Raw genomic sequence first — 19312 nt, 5'->3', positions numbered from 1 at the left:
GGTTTCGCAGCGAAACCTACCCGCTGGGGCTAGCCGCCTGTGCCGTGCCGGCCCTTGCGCGCAAAACAAAACCCCCGGCCCAAGACCGGGGGTTTCGCAGCGAAACCTGGCGGCAGCACCCTGCCCGCTTAGCCGTTTTCCAGCAGATGGCGCACGTTGTCCATCACCGCATCGACCAGTTCTGCCGTCACCTCGGAGCCGGAAAAGCGGATGGCATAGCCGCTCGGGCCAAGCTCCCGTTCGATGGTGATGCCGCGGGCAACCCGGGTCTTGCGGGCGCGTTCGATCTTCTGCGCGGCCTTGGGGCGGCCGCCGCGGCTGGGGTCCTGCGGCGCGCCTTCGGCCTGTTCGATGACCGGCAGCATGGCGTCCCATTCCTCTGCCGCCGAGCGCCCGCCGGCCTGTTCCAGCGCGGTGCGGAGGTCTTCGGCCAGCCCGGCCCGCAAGGCGCCCGCAAGCCGCAGGCACTGGCGTTCGTTGAGGCCGGTGGCAAAGGCCAGCATGTCGCCCAGCTCCTCGTGGATCAGGGCAAAGGAGCGGATCTTGGAGCGCTTGGCCTTGGAGGCGTTCTGGAACAGCACCGCCACGGCCTCGTCGACGGTGGGAAACACGCCGTCATGCACGGCAGAGGCGGCGGCGCGGCCGCGTTCATACTGGCTGAGACCTGCGCGGATCTCGTTTTCCTCGATCATCGCGACCAGCGCATCGGCAATGCTGCCGGGGGCGCGGATGAAGGCGGGGATGGTCTGGAACCGTTCGCCGCCGCTGAGCGCGTTGAGGCGGCGCACTGCGGTCAGGCGGCGGTAGCCGGAGACCAGCGCGTATTTGCCCGCGTCCTCGTGGTTCTGCGGCTCGAACACTTCAATGGGCAGGCGCAGGCCGTTGACCGAGATCGAGGTCATCAGCTCCTGCATCTCTTCCTCGTCCATCACGATCCGGTCGCGGTTCAGCGCCTCGGCGGTGATGTCGGTGATGGGCAGTTCCACCGCCACCAGGCCTTTTTCCTCTGCCGCGCGCAGCCGTTCGGCATCAGCCCGGTCGCGGGCCGCGGCCTCGCGGCCGGCCTGGGGCAGGGGGTCGGCATGGCGGGCGGCATCGGCCACCACATCGGCAATCGGCGGCCGCAGCCCGGGGCCGCGGGCCAGATCCCGGTCGATGCCTGCCTCAATCTCCTTCAGCGCCTCGGGCGAGGGCGTTTCAAGCTGTCTGCGCCTGGCCATCTGCTGTCTCCTCTTGCTGGGATTGCTGCTGCTCCATCTGCTGATCGCGCCACCAGCTGCCGATCAGCAGTTCCTTGAATTCCGCATAGGTGCGGTCAAACACCTCGCGGCCGCGGGTATAGGTCTCGCGGTTGAAGTTGCGGTAGTCGGCCTCGTAGATGCCGGAGACGCTTTCGCCGGCCTGGCCGACCAGGGCGGTGTAGTCCTGCCGGTAGGCGTTCATCATGTCGCCGAAATAGGCCTGGATCACATTGGCCAGATCGGTCTGCTGGCTGGCGTCGAAGCGGGTGATCAGGGCGCGCACCACGTCCCATTCGAACTTCATCTCCGGCAGGCCCGCACGGCGGCGGGCAGCGTTCTCGCCGTCCTCGATCGAGGCGAAGGTGGAATAAAGCATGTCGAAGAACCGGCCGGTGGAGTCGAACTCCAGGAACGATGCGCCCAGCGGCACCATCAGGATGTCAGCCGCAGCCAGCGCGTTGATGGTGAGGTAGCCGAGGGCAGGGGGGGTATCGAGCAGGATAACGTCATAGTCGTCCAGCGCGCCGCCCTGGTCCAGCGCGTTGGTCAGCGCGTCCCACAGGGCCCAGTTGCGCAGGCCCATGCGCCAGACCGGGATCTGGAATTCCGCCCAGTAGAGGTTCAGCTGCGCGCCAATGAGGTCGATGTTGGGCCAGTGGGTTTTCTGGACCACGTTTCGCAGCGAAACCTCCCGCGCCTCGGTCAGGGTCTCGTCCAGCGGGATCGGGTCTGACCCGGCGGCGGCGCGGACCTTGTTCTCGGCCTCCACCGCCTCGGCGTAGTCGCGGGCGAGCAGGGGGAAGACGGTCTGCCATTCATCTGCCACCTGGCCGCCGAGGATCGAGGTCATGGAACCCTGGGAGTCCAGATCCACCACCAGCACCTTGTAGCCGTCGAGCGCGGCGGACATCGCCAGATGCGCCGCGGTCGAGGTCTTGCCGACGCCGCCCTTGAAGTTCGCAACCGCGACCACCTTGGCGGGCAGGCCCTCGGGGCGGTAGGGGCGGTATTCCTTGGTGGAGATGCCTTCCTCCGCGAAATGGTCGCGCAGCTTCAGCACCTCCTCCAAGGTGAACCATTTGGAGCCGCTGGCGCCCTCGCCCTGGGGCAGATCGGGGTTCTTGTTCAGCACCCGGCGCAGATGCGCGGGGGCGACGGGGATCAGGTAGCGGCAGACCTCCCAGGTGGAGAATTTGCGCAGCCGTTTGCGACCGTCCGGCGCGTAGCCGCGCTTGGCCAGATCATCGCGGCCCCGGCCTGCAAACGCCGCGGCCTTGGCGAATCTGGCGGTGTCGACCACCTCGCCCAGCTTGTCCGCTGCCGCTGCCGGATCCAGGTTGAAATAGGGGGGCAGGGGAGTGTCCGGTTTTTTTGCCATGTCTCGTGTGCCTCGGTAAAATCGCCTGTTTGGCGTGTTATCACCGGTTTTGTCGCACATCCGGGGCAGAGAGTGAATCATTATCTGGCGGCGCATCTGTTTTCCGCTGCCGTCCGTAATCCGCGGAATATATGAGTCTTTTCCCCGAAAATTACTATCGCACAAACAGGTTGAAATGTTGTGAATCTTTGATTCAGTTTAGAATCTTTGGGGCTAAGAAGATCATATATATCAGCGGGTTAATTTCTTTTGGGGACCCGCATCCGGGGTCAAAGGAACCCGTTTGCAGGATCATGGGTACCTGTCTGCGGGAGCAAGGGGCCCGATTCGCAGGGCGACAGGTACCCGTGCCCCTGAGACCCCAAATCAGGCCGTTTGAGCGCCCGGATCAGCCGGAAACCGGGGAATTTCGGCTGTATCCGGGGCCTGCGGGGGCCGATCCGGTGTTAAGGTACCCGTTTCCGGGATGGGCTTCTCCTGTAAACGGGTCCCCAAGCCGGGATTGAGCGCGGGTTCCTTTTGCGCCATAGTCTGTCCAGAGCAGAATCCCCGCAAGAGCGTCAAGCCGCCAGGGGCAAGAGGGCAGGGCGATGGATCCAGACGACATCCCGCACAGCAAGCTGACCGGGCCGTTGCGCCGGGGGTCGGTGAAGAAGAATGTCGCGGCAATCCATGTCTCGGGCAAGCTGACGCTGCTGCAGCGCAAACTGTCCAATGTGCTGCTGCTGAATGCCTATGACGCGCTGATCTCCAAGCCCAAGCACCAGATTGACGCGCAGACGCTGTGCATGATGGTGGGCTACAACTCCAACGATATGGAAACCCTGAAGCAGTCGCTGCGCAGCCTGGCGGAGACGGTGGCGGAATGGGACATGCTGGATGAGAACGGCAAGCAGGAGTGGGGGGTAAGCTCCCTGCTGTCCTACGCCAAGCTGCAGGGCGGGGTGTGCGAATATGCCTACAGCCCGGCGCTGGCGGAGAAGCTGCATGACCCCAAGGTGTTTGCGCTGATTAATCTGAACATCCAGCGGCGGTTTACCAGCGGACACGCGCTGGCGCTGTATGAGAACTGCTACCGGTTTGTGCGCACGGGATCGACCGGCTGGTGGGACATTGCGCTGTTCCGCCGTCTGATGGGGGTGGACGGCAGTGCGTATTACGAGAGCTTCAAGCATCTGAATGCCAAGATCATCAAGCCGGCGGTGGCGGAGGTGAACAAGACCTCCAACATCCTGCTGACGCCGGAGTTCAAGAAGATGGGGCGGCAGGTGGCGGAGGTGCGGTTTCTGATCAAGGAGAACCCGCAGCTGGCGATGCTGGATATTGATGATGGCGCTGGGGTGCGGCAGGGGGCTGTTTACGGCCAGCTGATGGAGCTGGGGGTGAGCGACCGGCTGGCGCGGCAGTGGATTGCCGAGCATGGCGAGGATTATGTGGCCGAGAAGGTCGGCTATCTGAAGGGGCGCAAGGGGGTGGACAGCCCGGTGCGCTATTTGAGTGCGGCGCTGCGGGACGACTATAAGGACGCGCCTGCGGAGGCGGTGAAAGAGGTTTCCCCGGAACTGCTGGCGGCGGCGAAGGCGCGCAAGGCGGCGGAGGCCGTGGCGGCGCGCAAGGCCGCGGCAGAGGATGCGGCCAAGGCGCAGGAGCGCGCGCTGAGGGCGCAGCGGCTGGAGCGGATCCGCGATCTGGCCGCCAGCCGCTCGCCCACCCAGCGGGACGCCGACAAGCGGCTGTTCCTGAGCCGCCTGGAAGATGAGATCGACCGCGAGGAATTCCGCAACCGCGGCTGGGGCGCGGCCTTGCTGGCCAGCCAGATGGCGGAATTCTGGGAGGAACTGATCCCGGGCGCGTTCGAGGAACTGGCCGGATAGGGCAGGGGGGCGCCTGCTGCCCCGTGGTTCAGAGCGAGGCGGCGGCGCGGCTGGCCTGGTCGTAATGGCCCGAGAGCGCGCGCAGGCTGCGGGCCAGCTCGCGCAGGTCCTTGCCCGGCAGGTCGGCGGCGGACAGCCCGTCCAGCAGGCACTGGCGGCGCACGTCGCGGTAGGCGGAACACAGCTCCGCGCCCTCGGCGGAGGTGCGGTAGAACACTTCCTTGCCGCGCTTTTCGGAGGCCAGCAGCCCGGCCTTGAGCAGTTTGCGCAGTCCGTAGTTCACCGTGTGGCTGTCCTCGATGTTGAGCAGGAAGCAGATGTCGGACAGGCGCTTGTCCTTGCCGCGGTGGTTGACGTTGTGCAGGATCAGGATTTCCAGCGGATTCAGATCCGGCTGGCCGGCCGCGGCCATGCAGCGGGTCATCCAGCGGGAAAAGGCGTTGGAAGCGATGATCAGGCCGAATTCCAGCTCCGACAGCTCCCAGCCTTCGCCTTCGGCCAGGTGGCGGGAGGAGACGATTCGGCGGGAATCCGGTTTCTTTTCGGCCATCTTTTGCCCCTTCTTTGTTGATAAAACCCCGGCGTTTTATCTGCATGTGGTCATAAAAGGGCAAAGTATCAAGGAGATCAAGCAGGCCGTGGTGCCGGTGGCGGCGGCGGGCCAGGTGCGGGCCGGGCGCCATACATTGGCAAAACGTTGACAAATTATCAGCGTTATGGGTACGATATTGCAATATTTCGCTTTGGGAGGAAATTAAGATGAAGATCACCCGTTTGCTGGGCGGCGCCGCCGTTCTGATTGCCGGTCTGTCGGTTCCGGCGCTGGCCGCGACCTGGGACATGCCAACGCCCTATCCGGACGCCACGTTCCACACCAAGAACATCACTGAGTTTGCCAGCGACGTGGCCGAGGCGACCGATGGCGGGCTGGAGATCAAGGTCCACTCTGCCGGTTCGCTGTTCAAGCACCCGGAAATCAGCAAGGCGGTGCGCAGCGGCCAGGTGCCCGCGGGCGAGTTTTTCCTGTCGCTCCTGGCCAATGACAACCCGGCGTTCGGCGCTGACTCGCTGCCGTTCCTGGCGACCAGCTATGACCAGGCCGAGCGGCTGTGGGCGGCGCAGAAGGACGTGATCGACGGGCTGCTGGACGAGCAGGGGCTGATGGCGCTGTACGCTGTGCCGTGGCCGCCGCAGGGGCTGTACACCACCAAGGAAATCAACAGTGTCGAGGATCTGGCGGGTCTGAAGTTCCGCACCTACAACGCGACGCTGGAGCAGTTCGCCAACCTGGCGGGCGCGGCACCGACGCAGGTTGAAGTGCCGGACATTCCGCAGGCCTTCAGCACCGGCCGGGTCGAGGCGATGATCACCTCGCCCTCCACCGGCGTGAATTCGAAGGCGTGGGACTTCCTGACCCATTACACCGATATCCAGGCCTGGATCCCGAAGAACATCGTGGTGGTGAACAAGCGGGCGTTCCGCCGTCTGGATGAGGCGACCCAGACCGCCGTTCTGGAAGCCGCGGCTGAGGCCGAGGCGCGCGGCTGGGAGATGAGCCGGGCCGAGACCAGCAGCCAGATCGAGGTGCTGAAAGAAAACGGCATCACCGTGTCCGAGCCGTCGGAGGAGCTGATGGACGGCCTGCGCGCGATTGGCGCCGAGATGCTGGAAAACTGGAAGGGCGAGGCCGGGGAGGCCGGCGCCACCCTGCTGAACGCTTACCAGCAGTAACGTGACCATGGCCGGACGCCGGGGCGGCGTCCGGTCTCCTGGGGAGGAGGGGCAGCGATGCGGCCTGTGCTTGATTTCATCTACCGTGCGGCCGGGGGCCTGGCAGCACTGTTTATCGTGGCCATCGTGGCGCTGGTTTTTGCGCAGGTGTGCCTGAACCTTGCTGACAAGATCGCGGTGGCGCTGACCGGAACCGGGGTGGGCCTGACGATCCCGTCTTATGCGGATTTCACCGGCTTTTTCCTGGCCGCCTCGACCTTTCTGGCGCTGGCCTATGCGCTGCGGGCGGGCGGCCATATCCGGGTGACGCTGGTGACCAACCGCTTGCCCCCCGCCGCCCACCGCGCGGCGGAGCTGGGGGTGATCCTGCTGGCGCTGGCGATGAGCGGTTTTGCCACCTGGTACATGGGGCTGCTCTTGCTGGAATCGCTGGAGTTCGGCGACCGCAGCGCGGGCATGGTGTCGGTGCCGCTGTGGCTGCCGCAGGCACCGGTGGCGCTTGGCCTTGCGATCCTCACCCTGGCGCTGGCGGACGAGCTGATCTCGATGCTGCGCGGCGCGCTGCCCTCCTGGGAGGGCAAGGGCGAAAATCTTCTGAGCGAATAGGGGATCACCATGTCGGTTGCCGCGCTTTCCATCATTCTTCTGGTCCTTCTGTTCCTGTTCCTGGGCGCCGGCCTGTGGGTGGCCTTTGCCCTCTTGGGCGTGGGCATCGCCGCCATGGCGCTGTTCACCGAGGCGCCGCTGGGGCTGGTGATGGCCACCACCATGTGGGGCCACAGCAACTCCTGGGCCCTGGCGGCGCTGCCGCTGTTCATCTGGATGGGCGAGATCCTGTTCCGCTCGCGCCTGTCGGAGGACATGTTCACCGGGCTGTCGCCCTGGATGAACCGGCTGCCCGGGCAGCTTTTGCATGTGAACGTCTTTGCCTGCGGGATCTTTGCCGCGGTGTCGGGCTCTTCCGCCGCCACCGCCGCCACCATCGGCAAGCTGTCGATCCCCGAGTTGTCGCGCCGCGGCTACCCCGAGAAGCTGGTGATCGGCACCCTGGCGGGGTCCGCCACGCTGGGGCTGCTGATCCCGCCGTCGATCATCCTGATCGTCTATGGCGTGGCGACTGAGCAATCCATTGCCCGGCTGTTTGTTGCAGGCGTGCTGCCTGGCGTGCTGCTGGTCGGGCTGTTCGTCGGCTATGTGGTGGTCTGGGCGCTGCTGAACCGCAGCCAGCTGCCGACCGAGGACATTGCCGCCACTTTCCGCGAGAAGCTGAAGCGCGCCCGCAGGCTGCTGCCGGTGGTGCTGCTGATCGGCGGGGTGATCGGCTCGATCTATGCGGGCATTGCCTCACCCACCGATGCCGCCGCCGTGGGAGTGGTGCTGGCGCTGTTCTTGTCGTGGCAGTCCGGCTCGCTGACCCGGCAGAGCTTTACCGAGGGGCTGATGGGGGCGACCGTCACCTCCTGCATGATCGCCTTTATCCTGGCGGGGGCGTCGTTCCTGACGGTGGCGATGGGCTTTACCGGCATTCCGCGCATCCTGGCGGAGTGGATCGGCTCCTTGAACCTGTCGACCTTCACCCTGCTGGCGGCGCTGACCATCTTCTTTGTGATCATGGGCTGCTTCCTGGATGGGATTTCGGTCGTGGTGCTGACGGCCTCGGTGATCATGCCGATGGTGCTGGAGGCAGGGATTGACCCCTTGTGGTTCGGCATCTTCCTGGTGATCGTGGTGGAGATGTCGCAGATCACGCCGCCGGTCGGGTTTAACCTGTTTGTGCTGCAATCGCTGACCGGGCGGGACATTCTGACCGTGGCCAAGGCGGCGCTGCCGTTCTTCTTCCTGATGATCGTGGCGCTGGTGCTGATCGTGCTGTTCCCGGCCATCGTGACCTACCTGCCGGAGCAGATGTGATGGCTGAGGAACGCGCAGCACCGCCCGTTCCCGAAATCCGCACGGTGGGGGTGGACGGGATGCTGGTGAGCTTTGGCAGCCGTCTGAGCGAGCCGGCCAACCGCGCCGCCCTGGCGTTCCGCGCAGCACTGGCGGAGGCAAGCTGGGACGGGGTAGAGGAGGTCTCAACCTCGCTGGTGTCGGCCTATGTGCGGTTCGACCTGCGGCATCTGGACCATGCGGCGCTGCGGGCGCGGCTGGAGGCGCTGCTGGCGCAGCGCGACTGGTACGCGGCCGCGCTGCCCGGCCAGCGCCGCCTGTGGCGCATTCCGGCGGTGTTCGGCACCGATCTGGCGCCGCAGCTGCCGCAGGCGGCGGAGGCTGCGGGCATGACGGAGGCGGAGGCGGTGGCCTCCCTCTCGGCGGCGCGGGTCAGGGTGCAGACCATCGGTTTTGCCCCCGGCCAGCCCTATCTGGGCGAATTGCCGGAGGCCTGGGACATTCCGCGCCAGAGCCAGCTGACAACCCGCATTCCCGAAGGCGCGCTGGCGGTGGCGATCCGCCAGCTGGTGCTGTTTTCGGTGGCGACGCCCACCGGCTGGATGCACGCGGGCCAGACCGCAGTGCGGCTGTTCCGCCCGGATGCGGAGGAGCCGTTCCTGCTGCGCCCTGGCGATGAGGTGCAATTCACCCCGGTGACGCCGGAAGAGCTGCAAGGCTTGCGGCGCGATCCGCTGGGCGGCGCCAAGGCGGAGGAACTGTCATGACCGGCTCGTTGACCATTCTGCGCGCAGGGCCGGGGATGACGGTTCAGGACCTCGGCCGCCCGGGCTGGCTGGAATACGGGGTGTCGCGCGGCGGCGCTGCCGATCGGCTGGCGCTGGCCGAGGGCGCGGCGCTGCTGGGGCAGGTGGCGGATCTGGCAGCGGTCGAGATGGCCGGCCTGGGCGGCGAGTTCCAGGCGGACAGCGATCTGCGCATCGCCCTGACCGGCGCGCCGATGCGGGCGAGCATCGACGGCACCGCCGTGGCCTGGAACGCCAGCCACCTGCTGCCCGCGGGGGCGCGGCTGACCATCGGCGCGGCGCAGAGCGGCAGCTATGGCTATCTGCATGTGGGCGGCGGCTTTCAGACGCCGGAGCATCTGGGCGCGCGCTCGGCGCATCTGGCGGCGGGCATTGGTGCTGCGCTAGCGGAAGGCGACGTGCTGGTGACCGGCCCTGACAGCGGCCGTGGCACCGGGCTGGGGCTGACGCCGGAGAACCGGTTTGAGGGCGGCACCGTGCGGGTTGTGGCGAGCCTGCAGACGGCGCTGTTCCCGCAAGCCGAGCTGGAGCGGTTCGAAGGCACGGTCTTCCGCCGCGGGGCGCGCGGCAACCGGATGGGTGTACCGTTGGAGAGCGATGGCGAAGGCTTCCGCCCCGACGGCGCGCGCACGGTGGTGTCTGAGGTGATCGTGCCCGGCGACATCCAGGTGACCGGCGACGGCACGCCTTATGTGCTGCTGTCGGAGTGCCAGACCACCGGCGGCTATCCCCGGATCGGCACGGTGGTGCCCTGCGACCTGCCGCTGCTGGCGCAGGCGGCGGCGGGGGCGGAGCTGCACTTCCGTTTCATTCCGCTGGAGGAGGCGGTCGGGCTGGAACGGGCCGAGGCGGAGCGGTGCGAGGGGCTGCGCAGCCGGTGCTATCCCCTGATCCGCGATCCGCGCAGTATGACGAACCTGCTGTCCTATCAGCTGATCAGCGGCGTGATTGCCGGTGAAGAAGATGTCTTGTGAGGAGATGACATGACCCGAACTGTCGATCTGAATGCCGATATGGGCGAAAGCTTTGGCGCCTGGTCCCTGGGCGATGATGCCGGGCTGCTGGATATCGTGACCTCGGCCAATATCGCCTGCGGTTATCATGCGGGCGATCCGGATGTGATGGCGGCGACGATGAAACACGCGGTGGCCAAGGGCACCGGCATCGGCGCGCATCCGGGCTTTCCCGACCTGCAGGGCTTTGGCCGCCGCCGGATGTCGGTGCCGCACGGGACGCTGGGCAATATGGTGCGTTACCAGCTGGGCGCGGCGCAGGCGATGGCGCGCGCGGCGGGCGGCGCGGTGCGGCATCTGAAGCTTCACGGGGCGCTGGCCAATATGGCCTCGGAAGATCTGGCGATGGCGCGGGCCTGCTATCAGGCGGCTCTGTCGGTGGACCCGGAGATCATCGTGATGGTGCTGGCGGGCACCGCGCAGCAGCAGGCTGCGCAGGAGCTGGGCTGCAAGACGGCGTGCGAGATCTTTGCCGACCGCGCCTATAACGATGACGCGACGCTGGTGGACCGCAGCCTGCCCGGCGCGGTGATCCATGATCCGGCAGAGGCCGGGCGGCGGATGGTGGAGATGGTGCGCGAGGGCGCGATCATCACCGCCAGCGGCAAGCGCATCCCGGCGCGGATTGATACCATCTGCCTGCATGGCGACACGCCGGCCGCGGTGGCGATTGCCGCCGATGTGCGCCGCGCGCTGCAGGACAGCGGCGTCGAGCTGGCCCAGTTCAGCGGCGCGGTGCTGTAAGAGCGTGAGGCGGGGGCAGAAAGCCCCCGCATTTTTCAGACCTCAGCTGCGCGCCATCGCGGCAAAGGCGCCGCGGGCGGCCCGCTTGCCTGCAGTGAGGCCGTTCACCTTTTCGACGATGGCGGCGGCGTCGATGCCGTGGTGGCGGTAGAGGTCGCCGATGGTGCCGGTCTGGCCGAAATGCTCCACTCCCATCGGGATGGTCTGATGGCCCGCGACCGAGCCCAGCCAGGACAGGGTGGCGGGGTGGCCGTCGATCACAGTGATCAGCTTGCAGTGCGGCGGCAGCGCACTCATCAGGGTTTCGGCATGAGACTGCGCCGCGGCATTGCCGCGCGAGCGCGCCCGCTGGGCGGCGGTCCAGCCGGAGTTCAGCCGGTCGGCGGAGGTCACCGCCAGCACGCCGATGTCGCGGCGGTCCTCAGCAATCATGCCTGCGGCCTTGATCGCCTCGGACGCGACGGCGCCTTGGTAGGCAATCACCACCTCGCAGTTCGGCCCCGGCGGGCGCAGCCAGTAGGCGCCGTCGATGGTGCCCTGCCGGAAGGCGTCATCGGCCCGTTTGCCGGGCTGCTCCAGCGGGCTGGTGGTGAGGCGCAGATAGACCGAGCCGCCGGTCTCATCCCGCAGCCAGGTGCGTTCGTCCGGGTCGCCCTCGCCGTCGCGCTGCACATAGTCGAAGGCCCATTGCATGATCACTGCCAGCTCATCCGCGAAGGCGGGTTCAAAGGCGGCGAGGCCGTCCTGGCTCATGCCGATCAGCGGGGTGCCGATGGACTGGTGCGCGCCGCCTTCGGGCGCCAGGGTGACGCCTGAGGGCGTGCCCGCGAGGATGAAGCGCGCGTCCTGATAACAGGCATAATTCAGCGCATCGAGGCCGCGGCTCACGAAGGGGTCATAAACGGTGCCGATGGGAATGAGCCGCTTGCCGAACAGCGAATGTGAGAGGCCGGCCGCGCCCAGCAGCAGCATCAGGTTCATCTCGGCGATGCCCAGCTCGATGTGCTGGCCCTCCGGCGTGAATTCCCATTTCGCGGTGGAGGGGATGCGGTGCTCGATGAAGGCGTCGGCCTGGGCGGTGCGGGAGAACAGCTTGCGCCGGTTCACCCAGGGGCCAAGGCTGGTGGTCCCGGTCACGTCCGGCGAGGTGGTGACGATGCGGTCGGCCAGATCGCTGCTGCCCTTGGACAGATCGTCGAGGATCTTGCCGAAGGCCATCTGGGTCGAAATCTCGCGGCCGGTGGGGGCGTCGATTTCGGGCACCGCCAGCCGGGCGTCGGCATAGCGGCGGGTGCCTTCGGCGAAGAACGGCACCTGGGACAGGAACTTGCGCAGGCCTTCCGGGTCCTGGACGGTGGCGAGGGGGTCCCACTCCTGCCCCTCGGGCACGCCCATATGCGCCTGCCACTGGGCGAACTGGGTGGAGTTCATCAGGCCGCCGTGGTTGTCCTTGTGGCCCGCAATTGGCGTGCCCCAGCCCTTGACCGTGTAGGCCAGGAAGCAGACCGGGCGGTCGTGGTCGATGGCGTCGAAGGTTTCGGCCATCGTCTCGACGCAGTTGCCGCCGAGGTTTTCCATCAGCGCCGCCAGTTCAGAATCGCTGCGGCGTTCGATCAGGGCGGTGACGTCGCCCTGGTCGCCTAGGTCGTCAAGCAGCCGCTGGCGCCAGACCGCGCCGCCCATGAAGGTGAGGGCGGAATATTCCTGGTTCGGGCAGGCGTCGATCCAGCCGCGCAGCTTGTCGCCGCCGGGCTCGGCAAAGGCGGCGCGTTGCAGGACACCGTATTTCACCCGCACCACGTCCCAGCCGAAGGCGTCGAAGATCTTCTCGATGCGTTCGAACAGCCCCTCGCGGACGATGCCGTCGAGCGATTGGCGGTTGTAGTCGATGATCCACCAGCAATTGCGCAGATCGTTCTTCCAGCCCTCCTGCAGGGCCTCGTAGATGTTGCCCTCGTCCAGTTCGGCGTCGCCGGCCAGGGCCACCATGCGGCCCATCGGGGCGTCTGCGCCCCAGCTTTTGGCGGTGATGTAGTCCTGGATCAGCGAGGCGAAGGAGGTGATCGCCACCCCCAGCCCGACCGAGCCGGTGGAGAAATCCACGTCGCAGGTGTCCTTGGTCCGGCTGGGGTAGCTTTGCACCCCGCCGAAGCCGCGGAAGTTCTCCATCTTGTCGCGGGTCTGGTTGCCCATCAGGTATTGCAGGGCGTGAAAGACCGGGGCGGCGTGGGGTTTCACCGCCACCCGGTCTTCGGGCCGCAGGGCGGAGAAATAGAGCGCCGTCATGATCGAGACCATCGAGGCGGAGGACGCCTGATGCCCGCCCACCTTGATGCCGTCCGCCTTGGGGCGGATGTGGTTGGCGTGGTGGACCATCCAGTGCGACAGCCACAGGAGCCGCTGTTCGATGGTCTTGAGGTGGGCAGGATCGGGGCGCATGGCGGTCTCCTTGACTGGCGGTTTATTCGGCGGCCTGGAGGGCTGCGGGGGGCAGGGCCTGCTCCAGATCGGCGATGATGTCTTCGGCGTCCTCCAGCCCGACCGACAGGCGGATCAGGCCGTCGCTGATGCCGTGCTCGGCGCGCTCTTCCGGCGTGTAGGTGGAGTGGGTCATCGAGGCCGGGTGCTGGATCAGGGTCTCCGCGTCGCCCAGTGACACCGCGCGCTGGATCATCTGCAGGCGGTTCATCAGGGCGATGCCGCCGGTCAGGCCGCCCTTGGCCTCGAAGGCGATCATGGCGCCGGGCTGGTCCATCTGGCGCTCCGCGATGGCGTGCTGTTGAAAGCTGTCGAGCCCGGGGAAATAGACCGCGCCGACGGCTGGGTGCGCCTCAAGGTAGGCGGCGACGGTGCGGGCGGTGGCGCAGTGGCGGTCCATCCGCAGGTTCAGGGTCTTGATGCCGCGCAGGATCAGCATCGCGTTGAAGGGGGCCATCACGGCGCCGGTCATGTCCTTCATGCCGACCAGGCGGATTTCGGCGATCTGCTCGGCGGTGCCCACGACCAGGCCAGCCACCACATCGCCGTGGCCGCCCAGGTATTTGGTGGCGGAATGCAGCACGATGTCGGCGCCGTGTTCGATCGGGCGGGTCAGGTAGGGGGTCGCATAGGTGTTGTCGACCACCACCGTGGCGCCCGCCGCATGGGCGATTTCAGAGGTGGCGGCAATGTCGACCAGGCGCATGTTGGGGTTGGCCGGGGTCTCGAAATAGACGACGCGGGTCTTATCCGACACTGCTGCGCGCAGGTTTTCCGGGTCGGTCATGTCGACGTGGGTGATGGTGACGCCCCATTTCGCCAGCCCGTGGCGCATGAAGGCAAAGGTGCAGCCATAGAGCGTCTTGTCGACGATGACCTCGTCGCCGGGCGACAGCAGCGTCCACAGGACTGCGGTGATCGCGCCCATGCCGCTGGAGAGGGCCAGGCCCGCCTCGGCGCCCTCAAGCACTGCGATGCGCTGTTCCAGCAGGTCGCAGGTGGGGTTGGAGATGCGGCTGTAGATATGGCCCGCGCGCTCGCCCGCGAACATCTCGCCGCCGGCCTCGGCGGTTTCAAAGGTGAAGGTCGATGTCAGGTGCAGCGGCGGGGTCAGCGCCCCGTCGTGGTCCTGCGGGTCATAGGCGTGGTGAATGGCGCGGGTGGCAAATCCTGCGGAACGGGTCATGTCTGGCTCCTGATCTCTGTTATTGCCATATTGCGCCTGTCTGGAGGGTGGTGGATTGCCAATTATGCTATCTTACGCGTACAAATTGGCATAATCTGCCAATAGAGGGTCTCATGGACAGCAAAGACAGACAGATCATCCGCGCCTTGCAGCGCGACGGGCGGATGACCAACCAGGATCTGGCCGAGGCGGTGAACCTGTCGCCCTCGCCCTGCCTGCGCCGGGTGCGGAACCTGGAGGCCAGCGGGGTGATCCGCGGCTACAGCGCCGATGTGGACGCTACGGCCTATGGCATGGCGATCACCGTCTTTGTGCGGATCCGGCTGGAGCGGCACAATGAAACCGACGTGCAGTCCTTTGAGGGCCGGGTACGGCGGATGGACGAGGTGCTGGAGTGCCATGTGCTGACCGGGGCGATGGATTACCAGCTGCGGGTGCTGGTGCCGGACCTGGAGGCTTATGAGAGCTTTATCCGCAACCGCATTCACCCGATTGGCGGCATTGCCTCGATCGACACCAGTTTCGTTTACGGGACAGTCAAGAAGACGGCGGTGTTCCCGCCGGCTTCCTGACCAGTTGGCAGCGGGCCGTCAGAAGCCCTCCAGCACGATCTTGCCGCGGGCCTTGCCGCTCTCCAGCAGCGCGTGGGCGCGGGTGATATTGGCGGCGTTGATGACGCCGAAGGCTTCGGTTGCGGTGGTTTTGATGCGGCCCGCATCGACCAGCCCGGCGACCTCATCGAGGATGGCGCCCTGGCGGGCGATGTCGGCGGTGGCGAAGACCGGGCGGGTGAACATCATTTCCCAGTGGATCGACACGGACTTGCCCTTGAACGGCATGATGTCAAAGCTTTCGGGATCGTCGATCAGCCCGAAGCGGCCCTGCGGTGCGATCAGCTCTGCAATCTGCGGCACGTAGCTGCCGGAGTGCTGGGTGGCAAAGACAAAGGCCGGGGCGCCGATGCCAAGCGCGGCGATCTGGCCGGGCAGGGCCTGGGAGTGGTCGATCACGTGATCGGCGCCGAGTTTGCACACCCAGTCCTGGGTTTCAGGGCGTGAGGCGGTGGCGATGACGGTGGCATCGGTCAGCTGTTTCAGCAGCTGGATGGCAATCGAGCCGACGCCGCCGGCACCGCCGATGATCAGCACCGCATTGGCTGCACCGGACACCGGGCGGGTGACGTCCAGGCGGTCGAACAGCATCTCATAAGCGGTCAGCGTGGTGAGCGGCAGCGCCGCGGCGGCGGCATTGGCGGCGGAGGCGGGGGCATGGCCCGCGATGCGTTCGTCCACCAGGTGGTATTCGGCATTGGTTCCGGGGCGGTCGATGGCGCCGGCGTACCAGACGCGGTCGCCGGGTTTGAACCGGGTGGCGGCCTCGCCGGTTGCGGCGACCTCGCCCACCGCGTCCCAGCCGAGGATGGCGGGGCTGTCGCCTTCGGGGGCGCGGCGCTGGCGGATCTTGCAGTCCACCGGGTTGACCGAGACCGCCTGCACCCGGACCAGCAGGTCGTGGCCGGCGGGTTCGGGCTTGTCGGCCTCGAAATCAATCAGCGCGCCGGGGCGGTCGATGGGGCCGGTGCTGGTGTAGCCTACAGCTTTCATGTCGTGTCCTTCCTTGCGCCGGCTCAGCCGATCAGGGTCATTTCGTGCAGGGTGAATTCGGCCACTGCGCCCTCGGTGGCGTCCATGTAGGCGGCCAGATGGGGGGCCTGCATGTGGGTCTGCCACAGCGCGCGGCTCTCCCAGGTTTCATAGAACATGAAATGGGCGGGGTTTTCGTTGTCCTGGTGCAGATCGTAGGTGATGCAGCCATCCTCGGCGCGGGTGATGGCGATCAGCTTTTCCAGCTCGGCCTTCACCAGCTCGGTTTTACCGGGGTTGGCGGTGATGTTGGCGACGATGGTCAGGTTGGGCATTGGCTAGGTTCCTTGGGTGTTTCTGTGCTGAGGGAAAGATACGCGCTGGAGATTTCCGGATAAACGGGCCAGGGTCGGAATGATAATCCGGGGAATCCGTATAATGCTGATCGACAATATCCGCCTGTTCCTGATGATCGCCGAGAAGGGCAGCCTGGTCGCCGCCGGGCGCGAGCTGGGGTTGTCGGCCACCACCGTGTCGGAGCGGCTGGCGGCGCTAGAGGCGCATTACGGCGTGGTCCTGTTCAATCGCACCACCCGCTCCATCAGCCTGACGGAGGCGGGGCGGACGCTGGTGGAGGGCGCCCGGCTGGTGCTGGGCGAGGTCGATGATCTGGACGCCCGCATCCGCCACGGGGCGCAGACGCTGTCGGGGCCGGTGCGGGTCAGCGCGCCGGTGGATCTGGGCCGCAGCATCCTGTCGGATGTAGTGGCGGGTTTCGCCGCGGAGCATCCTGCGATTTCGGTCGAGCTGTCGCTGTCCGACGGCTATGTCGATATCGTCGGCGAGGGGTTCGACATTGCGCTGCGGTTTGGCGCGGTGACCGACAGCACCCTGCGCATCCGCAGCCTGGGGGAGTTCCAGCGGATCGTCTGCGCCGCGCCATCCTATATCGCGGCGCATGGCGCGCCGCAGTCGCCCGGGGATCTGGCGCAGCACAATTGCCTGGTGATGCGGTTCGGGCGGACCCTGGACAATGTCTGGCGCTTTGGCAGTGGCAAGGCACAGCAGGCGGTGACCGTGCGCGGCAACAAAACCGTGAATGACGGCTGGCTGGTGCGGCAATGGGCGCTGGCGGGGCAGGGGATCATCCTGAAATCGGAGCTGGATGTGGCCGGTGACCTGAAGGCCGGACGGCTGGTGGCCCTGCTGGAAGACTATCTGCCGCCGCCCAATCCGCTGCAGATGATGTTTCCGCCGGGGCGCGCGCAGCCGCGGCGCGTGCGGGTGCTGGCAGAGGCGATCAGCGCCGCGCTTCCGGTCAGCGCTTAGGACGGGCGCGGAACCTTTGCCCGGTTTCAAATGCCAAACGGCCCGGTCTGTGCTATCATCCGGCCCCGGGGGCATGCGGGCCGGACTGTCCGGCATCGTGCCCAGGAGCGGCTCGCCTCACCACCCCCAGGGAGAGTCAGAATGCCAAGATTTATTGTGACCGGTTGTTACACGTCCTCTGCCATGAAGGCGATGGTCGAAAGCCCAAGCGACCGCGAGTCTGCGTCGCGGGCTGTTGTCGAAGCAGCGGGCGGCACCCAGGAGAATTTCTATCTGACCACGGGTGAAAGCGATTTTGCGATCACTGTAACCATTGATGACGTCTCTGCCCTGCTGGCCGGCCTGCTGGCTGTCGGCGCCAGCGGTGCAGTCAGCAACCTCAAGACCGTGCGGGCCTTCTCCTCGGATGAGTTCACCGAAATGCAGAAGAAGGCGGGCGGCATTGCCGGCGCCTACAAGGCGCCCGGGAAGTGAAAACCGTCTGAGCCGGGTTTTGTGATCTGACAGTTCAGCTGTGCTGCGGCCGCCTGCAATTCCAGCGCGGCCGCAATCTCCGTGCGAGGCCCCATCGGCAGGGGGGCTGGCGTGCTCCAAATAGTGTCGAGTCGAAATAATACTTGCAAAACGTATCGACTCGAAACTAAAAGAGAGCATCACAAAGGACATAACGGAGATATTGCAATGCGGATTTCATTTATTTCGGGCGTGGCGCTGATGCTGGCTGCGGGTGCAGCCATGGCGGATGAGGGCCACACCCCTGCGGTCAAACAGGACGGCGCGGTCCTGTCGGCGGCAGCGGAGGGAACGCGGGCGGCATTTGACATTCTGGCGGCGCATGCGCAGCGCAAGGGCAACCTGGTGACCTTTCACATGACCACCAACGGCGACGCGGGCACTGAGGTGCCGGAAGCAGCGGGCGCCGTGGGCGGGGCAGGCGTGCTCTCCTACGTCTGGCCGACCTCGCTGGACCCGTCGGCGGTGGGGTTCGAGGGCGGCACCGGCATTCTGGCGCTGGCGGCGACCAGCCATCCGGATTTCGATGACACGCCGCTGTTTGATGAAAACCAGGACGGCGATCCGGCCAACGACGGGGTGGTCTGGCACAGCCATTGGGTGGTGCTGACCCCGACAGAGGCCTGCGGCCCCGGCGCGCTGGCGGTGCGGGACATTCCGGAAGGGGAGGAGCCGCAGGTGCCCGCGACCTGGCCGGGGTTTCCCATCTTCCTCGACAGCCCTGGGTTCTCGCCGGTGTTCGACGGGCCGGAAATTGCGGTGACGGCAGCCTTTGGCCGCGGCGTGGCGCTGGAGGGCGCGGCCTATGACGGGGTGACAGCGGCGCTGCGGGTGAACGCAAATATCCACGCGCCGCTGCTGTGCGTTACCGACGTGTTCGATGTGGCCTCCGGCGATCTGAGCCTGCCGGGCAAGCTGTGACACTTGCTGCCCCGGCGGCCCCGTTTGCGGGCGGGCCGGGGCGGCGCCTCTGACCGAGCGGAGACAAGGAGAAAGACATGCCCGCCCCCGAACTCGATACTGAGCAATGGTTCAACAGTCCCGGTCCCGTCACCCTGCAGTCGCTGTGGGGCCGGGTGGTGGTGATCGAGGCGTTTCAGATGCTGTGCCCCGGCTGTGTGCGCCACGGGCTGCCGCTGGCGCAGAGGGTGCGCGCGGCCTTTCCGCAGGACCAGGTGGCGGTGCTGGGGCTGCACACGGTGTTTGAGCATCACGCGGCGATGACGCCGGTGTCGCTGGAGGCGTTTTTGCACGAATACCGGATCAGTTTTCCGGTCGGTGTCGACCGTCCCGGCGACGGGCCGCTGCCGCGCACGATGGAGGCCTATGGGATGCGCGGCACGCCCAGCCTGCTGCTGATCGGCAAGGACGGGGAGCTGCGCGCGCACCACTTCGGTGAGGTCTCGGAGCTGCGGCTGGGGGCGGAAATTGCCGCGCTGATGGCGGAGGGCGCGCCGGCGGCGGCGGGCGATCCGCCGGACGGGGCCGGAGCCGCGGGCAGCTGCGGCCCGGCGGGCTGCACGGTCTGACCCGCGCCGGGGCAGGA

At 66.5% G+C, this 19312-nt stretch carries 19 protein-coding genes; 12 read left to right on the top strand and 7 right to left on the bottom strand.

Annotation, left to right across the window (positions count from 1 at the left end; all coding sequences use genetic code 11):
- Nucleotides 1-128: 128 nt before the first annotated feature.
- Together ACTRWG_RS06865 and ACTRWG_RS06860 are read right to left on the bottom strand one after the other, a co-directional pair.
- Nucleotides 129-1220, bottom strand: a complete 1092-nt coding sequence (locus tag ACTRWG_RS06865) for a ParB/RepB/Spo0J family partition protein (protein ID WP_027234621.1) — start codon at nucleotides 1218-1220, stop codon at nucleotides 129-131.
- The gene (locus ACTRWG_RS06860) at nucleotides 1198-2619 is read right to left on the bottom strand and encodes an AAA family ATPase (protein ID WP_027234622.1); all 1422 of its coding nucleotides are present in this window, start codon (nucleotides 2617-2619) and stop codon (nucleotides 1198-1200) included. The genes ACTRWG_RS06865 and ACTRWG_RS06860 overlap by 23 nt, the downstream gene beginning before the upstream one ends.
- Nucleotides 2620-3209: 590 nt before the next feature.
- On the opposite strand from ACTRWG_RS06860, the gene ACTRWG_RS06855 reads away from it, so the two are divergent.
- Nucleotides 3210-4493, top strand: coding sequence for a replication initiation protein (locus ACTRWG_RS06855; RefSeq protein WP_259972862.1), 1284 nt, complete (start codon nucleotides 3210-3212; stop codon nucleotides 4491-4493).
- Between the two features lie 28 nt (nucleotides 4494-4521).
- Here the strand turns inward: ACTRWG_RS06855 and ACTRWG_RS06850 are convergent, their stop codons facing one another.
- Nucleotides 4522-5043, bottom strand: coding sequence for a winged helix DNA-binding protein (locus ACTRWG_RS06850; RefSeq protein WP_027234624.1), 522 nt, complete (start codon nucleotides 5041-5043; stop codon nucleotides 4522-4524).
- Nucleotides 5044-5252: 209 nt separating this feature from the next.
- On the opposite strand from ACTRWG_RS06850, the gene ACTRWG_RS06845 reads away from it, so the two are divergent.
- From ACTRWG_RS06845 to ACTRWG_RS06820, 6 genes are read left to right on the top strand one after another with little or no spacing between them, the layout of a single operon-like run.
- Nucleotides 5253-6224, top strand: a complete 972-nt coding sequence (locus tag ACTRWG_RS06845; protein WP_027234625.1) for a TRAP transporter substrate-binding protein — start codon at nucleotides 5253-5255, stop codon at nucleotides 6222-6224.
- A gap of 57 nt (nucleotides 6225-6281) precedes the next feature.
- Nucleotides 6282-6830: a TRAP transporter small permease gene (locus ACTRWG_RS06840; RefSeq protein ID WP_027234626.1), complete on the top strand. Its 549-nt coding sequence runs from the start codon at nucleotides 6282-6284 to the stop codon at nucleotides 6828-6830.
- Between the two features lie 9 nt (nucleotides 6831-6839).
- Complete coding sequence (locus tag ACTRWG_RS06835) at nucleotides 6840-8135, top strand: TRAP transporter large permease (RefSeq protein ID WP_027234627.1); 1296 nt, start codon at nucleotides 6840-6842, stop codon at nucleotides 8133-8135.
- Nucleotides 8135-8881, top strand: coding sequence for a 5-oxoprolinase subunit B family protein (locus ACTRWG_RS06830; protein ID WP_027234628.1), 747 nt, complete (start codon nucleotides 8135-8137; stop codon nucleotides 8879-8881). The genes ACTRWG_RS06835 and ACTRWG_RS06830 overlap by 1 nt, the downstream gene beginning before the upstream one ends.
- Complete coding sequence (locus ACTRWG_RS06825) at nucleotides 8878-9894, top strand: 5-oxoprolinase subunit C family protein (protein ID WP_027234629.1); 1017 nt, start codon at nucleotides 8878-8880, stop codon at nucleotides 9892-9894. Before ACTRWG_RS06830 ends, ACTRWG_RS06825 begins: the two co-directional genes overlap by 4 nt.
- Nucleotides 9895-9903: 9 nt before the next feature.
- The gene (locus ACTRWG_RS06820; RefSeq protein ID WP_027234630.1) at nucleotides 9904-10677 is read left to right on the top strand and encodes a LamB/YcsF family protein; all 774 of its coding nucleotides are present in this window, start codon (nucleotides 9904-9906) and stop codon (nucleotides 10675-10677) included.
- Nucleotides 10678-10719: 42 nt separating this feature from the next.
- On the opposite strand, the gene ACTRWG_RS06815 is transcribed toward ACTRWG_RS06820, so the two are convergent.
- Together ACTRWG_RS06815 and ACTRWG_RS06810 are read right to left on the bottom strand one after the other, a co-directional pair.
- Nucleotides 10720-13116, bottom strand: coding sequence for a 1-deoxy-D-xylulose-5-phosphate synthase N-terminal domain-containing protein (locus ACTRWG_RS06815; RefSeq protein WP_027234631.1), 2397 nt, complete (start codon nucleotides 13114-13116; stop codon nucleotides 10720-10722).
- Nucleotides 13117-13138: 22 nt separating this feature from the next.
- The gene (locus tag ACTRWG_RS06810; RefSeq protein WP_027234632.1) at nucleotides 13139-14341 is read right to left on the bottom strand and encodes a methionine gamma-lyase; all 1203 of its coding nucleotides are present in this window, start codon (nucleotides 14339-14341) and stop codon (nucleotides 13139-13141) included.
- Between the two features lie 113 nt (nucleotides 14342-14454).
- Here ACTRWG_RS06810 and ACTRWG_RS06805 point away from each other — a divergent pair, with 113 nt between their 5' ends.
- Nucleotides 14455-14913, top strand: a complete 459-nt coding sequence (locus ACTRWG_RS06805; RefSeq protein WP_027234633.1) for an Lrp/AsnC family transcriptional regulator — start codon at nucleotides 14455-14457, stop codon at nucleotides 14911-14913.
- A gap of 18 nt (nucleotides 14914-14931) precedes the next feature.
- Here ACTRWG_RS06805 and ACTRWG_RS06800 read toward each other — a convergent pair whose 3' ends face one another.
- Together ACTRWG_RS06800 and ACTRWG_RS06795 are read right to left on the bottom strand one after the other, a co-directional pair.
- Nucleotides 14932-15945 carry a zinc-binding alcohol dehydrogenase family protein gene (locus ACTRWG_RS06800; protein ID WP_027234634.1) on the bottom strand — a complete coding sequence of 338 codons (1014 nt, stop codon included), beginning with the start codon at nucleotides 15943-15945 and terminating at the stop codon, nucleotides 14932-14934.
- Nucleotides 15946-15968: 23 nt separating this feature from the next.
- Nucleotides 15969-16259, bottom strand: a complete 291-nt coding sequence (locus ACTRWG_RS06795) for a putative quinol monooxygenase (protein WP_027234635.1) — start codon at nucleotides 16257-16259, stop codon at nucleotides 15969-15971.
- Between the two features lie 79 nt (nucleotides 16260-16338).
- Between ACTRWG_RS06795 and ACTRWG_RS06790 the strand changes: the two genes are divergently transcribed.
- The 4 genes from ACTRWG_RS06790 to ACTRWG_RS06775 all read left to right on the top strand — a co-directional run bounded on the left by ACTRWG_RS06790 (nucleotide 16339) and on the right by ACTRWG_RS06775 (nucleotide 19295).
- Nucleotides 16339-17253: a LysR family transcriptional regulator gene (locus tag ACTRWG_RS06790; protein WP_462829141.1), complete on the top strand. Its 915-nt coding sequence runs from the start codon at nucleotides 16339-16341 to the stop codon at nucleotides 17251-17253.
- A gap of 141 nt (nucleotides 17254-17394) precedes the next feature.
- The gene (locus tag ACTRWG_RS06785; protein WP_027234637.1) at nucleotides 17395-17727 is read left to right on the top strand and encodes a GYD domain-containing protein; all 333 of its coding nucleotides are present in this window, start codon (nucleotides 17395-17397) and stop codon (nucleotides 17725-17727) included.
- A gap of 207 nt (nucleotides 17728-17934) precedes the next feature.
- Complete coding sequence (locus tag ACTRWG_RS06780; RefSeq protein WP_462829140.1) at nucleotides 17935-18687, top strand: hypothetical protein; 753 nt, start codon at nucleotides 17935-17937, stop codon at nucleotides 18685-18687.
- Nucleotides 18688-18764: 77 nt separating this feature from the next.
- Nucleotides 18765-19295: a redoxin domain-containing protein gene (locus ACTRWG_RS06775; RefSeq protein WP_462829139.1), complete on the top strand. Its 531-nt coding sequence runs from the start codon at nucleotides 18765-18767 to the stop codon at nucleotides 19293-19295.
- Nucleotides 19296-19312 lie beyond the last annotated feature (17 nt).

Source organism: Leisingera sp. G5_S3_59_S7, assembly GCF_054968485.1.
Note: the sequence above shows the minus strand (reverse complement) of the source record. Positions and strands in the feature narration are given on the sequence as shown.

Coding starts and splice junctions, on each gene's coding strand:
- ACTRWG_RS06865 (WP_027234621.1), bottom strand. CDS start 1,220: ATGGCCAGGCGCAGACAGCTTGAAACGCCCTCGCCCGAGGCGCTGAAG.
- ACTRWG_RS06860 (WP_027234622.1), bottom strand. CDS start 2,619: ATGGCAAAAAAACCGGACACTCCCCTGCCCCCCTATTTCAACCTGGAT.
- ACTRWG_RS06855 (WP_259972862.1), top strand. CDS start 3,210: ATGGATCCAGACGACATCCCGCACAGCAAGCTGACCGGGCCGTTGCGC.
- ACTRWG_RS06850 (WP_027234624.1), bottom strand. CDS start 5,043: ATGGCCGAAAAGAAACCGGATTCCCGCCGAATCGTCTCCTCCCGCCAC.
- ACTRWG_RS06845 (WP_027234625.1), top strand. CDS start 5,253: ATGAAGATCACCCGTTTGCTGGGCGGCGCCGCCGTTCTGATTGCCGGT.
- ACTRWG_RS06840 (WP_027234626.1), top strand. CDS start 6,282: ATGCGGCCTGTGCTTGATTTCATCTACCGTGCGGCCGGGGGCCTGGCA.
- ACTRWG_RS06835 (WP_027234627.1), top strand. CDS start 6,840: ATGTCGGTTGCCGCGCTTTCCATCATTCTTCTGGTCCTTCTGTTCCTG.
- ACTRWG_RS06830 (WP_027234628.1), top strand. CDS start 8,135: ATGGCTGAGGAACGCGCAGCACCGCCCGTTCCCGAAATCCGCACGGTG.
- ACTRWG_RS06825 (WP_027234629.1), top strand. CDS start 8,878: ATGACCGGCTCGTTGACCATTCTGCGCGCAGGGCCGGGGATGACGGTT.
- ACTRWG_RS06820 (WP_027234630.1), top strand. CDS start 9,904: ATGACCCGAACTGTCGATCTGAATGCCGATATGGGCGAAAGCTTTGGC.
- ACTRWG_RS06815 (WP_027234631.1), bottom strand. CDS start 13,116: ATGCGCCCCGATCCTGCCCACCTCAAGACCATCGAACAGCGGCTCCTG.
- ACTRWG_RS06810 (WP_027234632.1), bottom strand. CDS start 14,341: ATGACCCGTTCCGCAGGATTTGCCACCCGCGCCATTCACCACGCCTAT.
- ACTRWG_RS06805 (WP_027234633.1), top strand. CDS start 14,455: ATGGACAGCAAAGACAGACAGATCATCCGCGCCTTGCAGCGCGACGGG.
- ACTRWG_RS06800 (WP_027234634.1), bottom strand. CDS start 15,945: ATGAAAGCTGTAGGCTACACCAGCACCGGCCCCATCGACCGCCCCGGC.
- ACTRWG_RS06795 (WP_027234635.1), bottom strand. CDS start 16,259: ATGCCCAACCTGACCATCGTCGCCAACATCACCGCCAACCCCGGTAAA.
- ACTRWG_RS06790 (WP_462829141.1), top strand. CDS start 16,339: ATGATAATCCGGGGAATCCGTATAATGCTGATCGACAATATCCGCCTG.
- ACTRWG_RS06785 (WP_027234637.1), top strand. CDS start 17,395: ATGCCAAGATTTATTGTGACCGGTTGTTACACGTCCTCTGCCATGAAG.
- ACTRWG_RS06780 (WP_462829140.1), top strand. CDS start 17,935: ATGCGGATTTCATTTATTTCGGGCGTGGCGCTGATGCTGGCTGCGGGT.
- ACTRWG_RS06775 (WP_462829139.1), top strand. CDS start 18,765: ATGCCCGCCCCCGAACTCGATACTGAGCAATGGTTCAACAGTCCCGGT.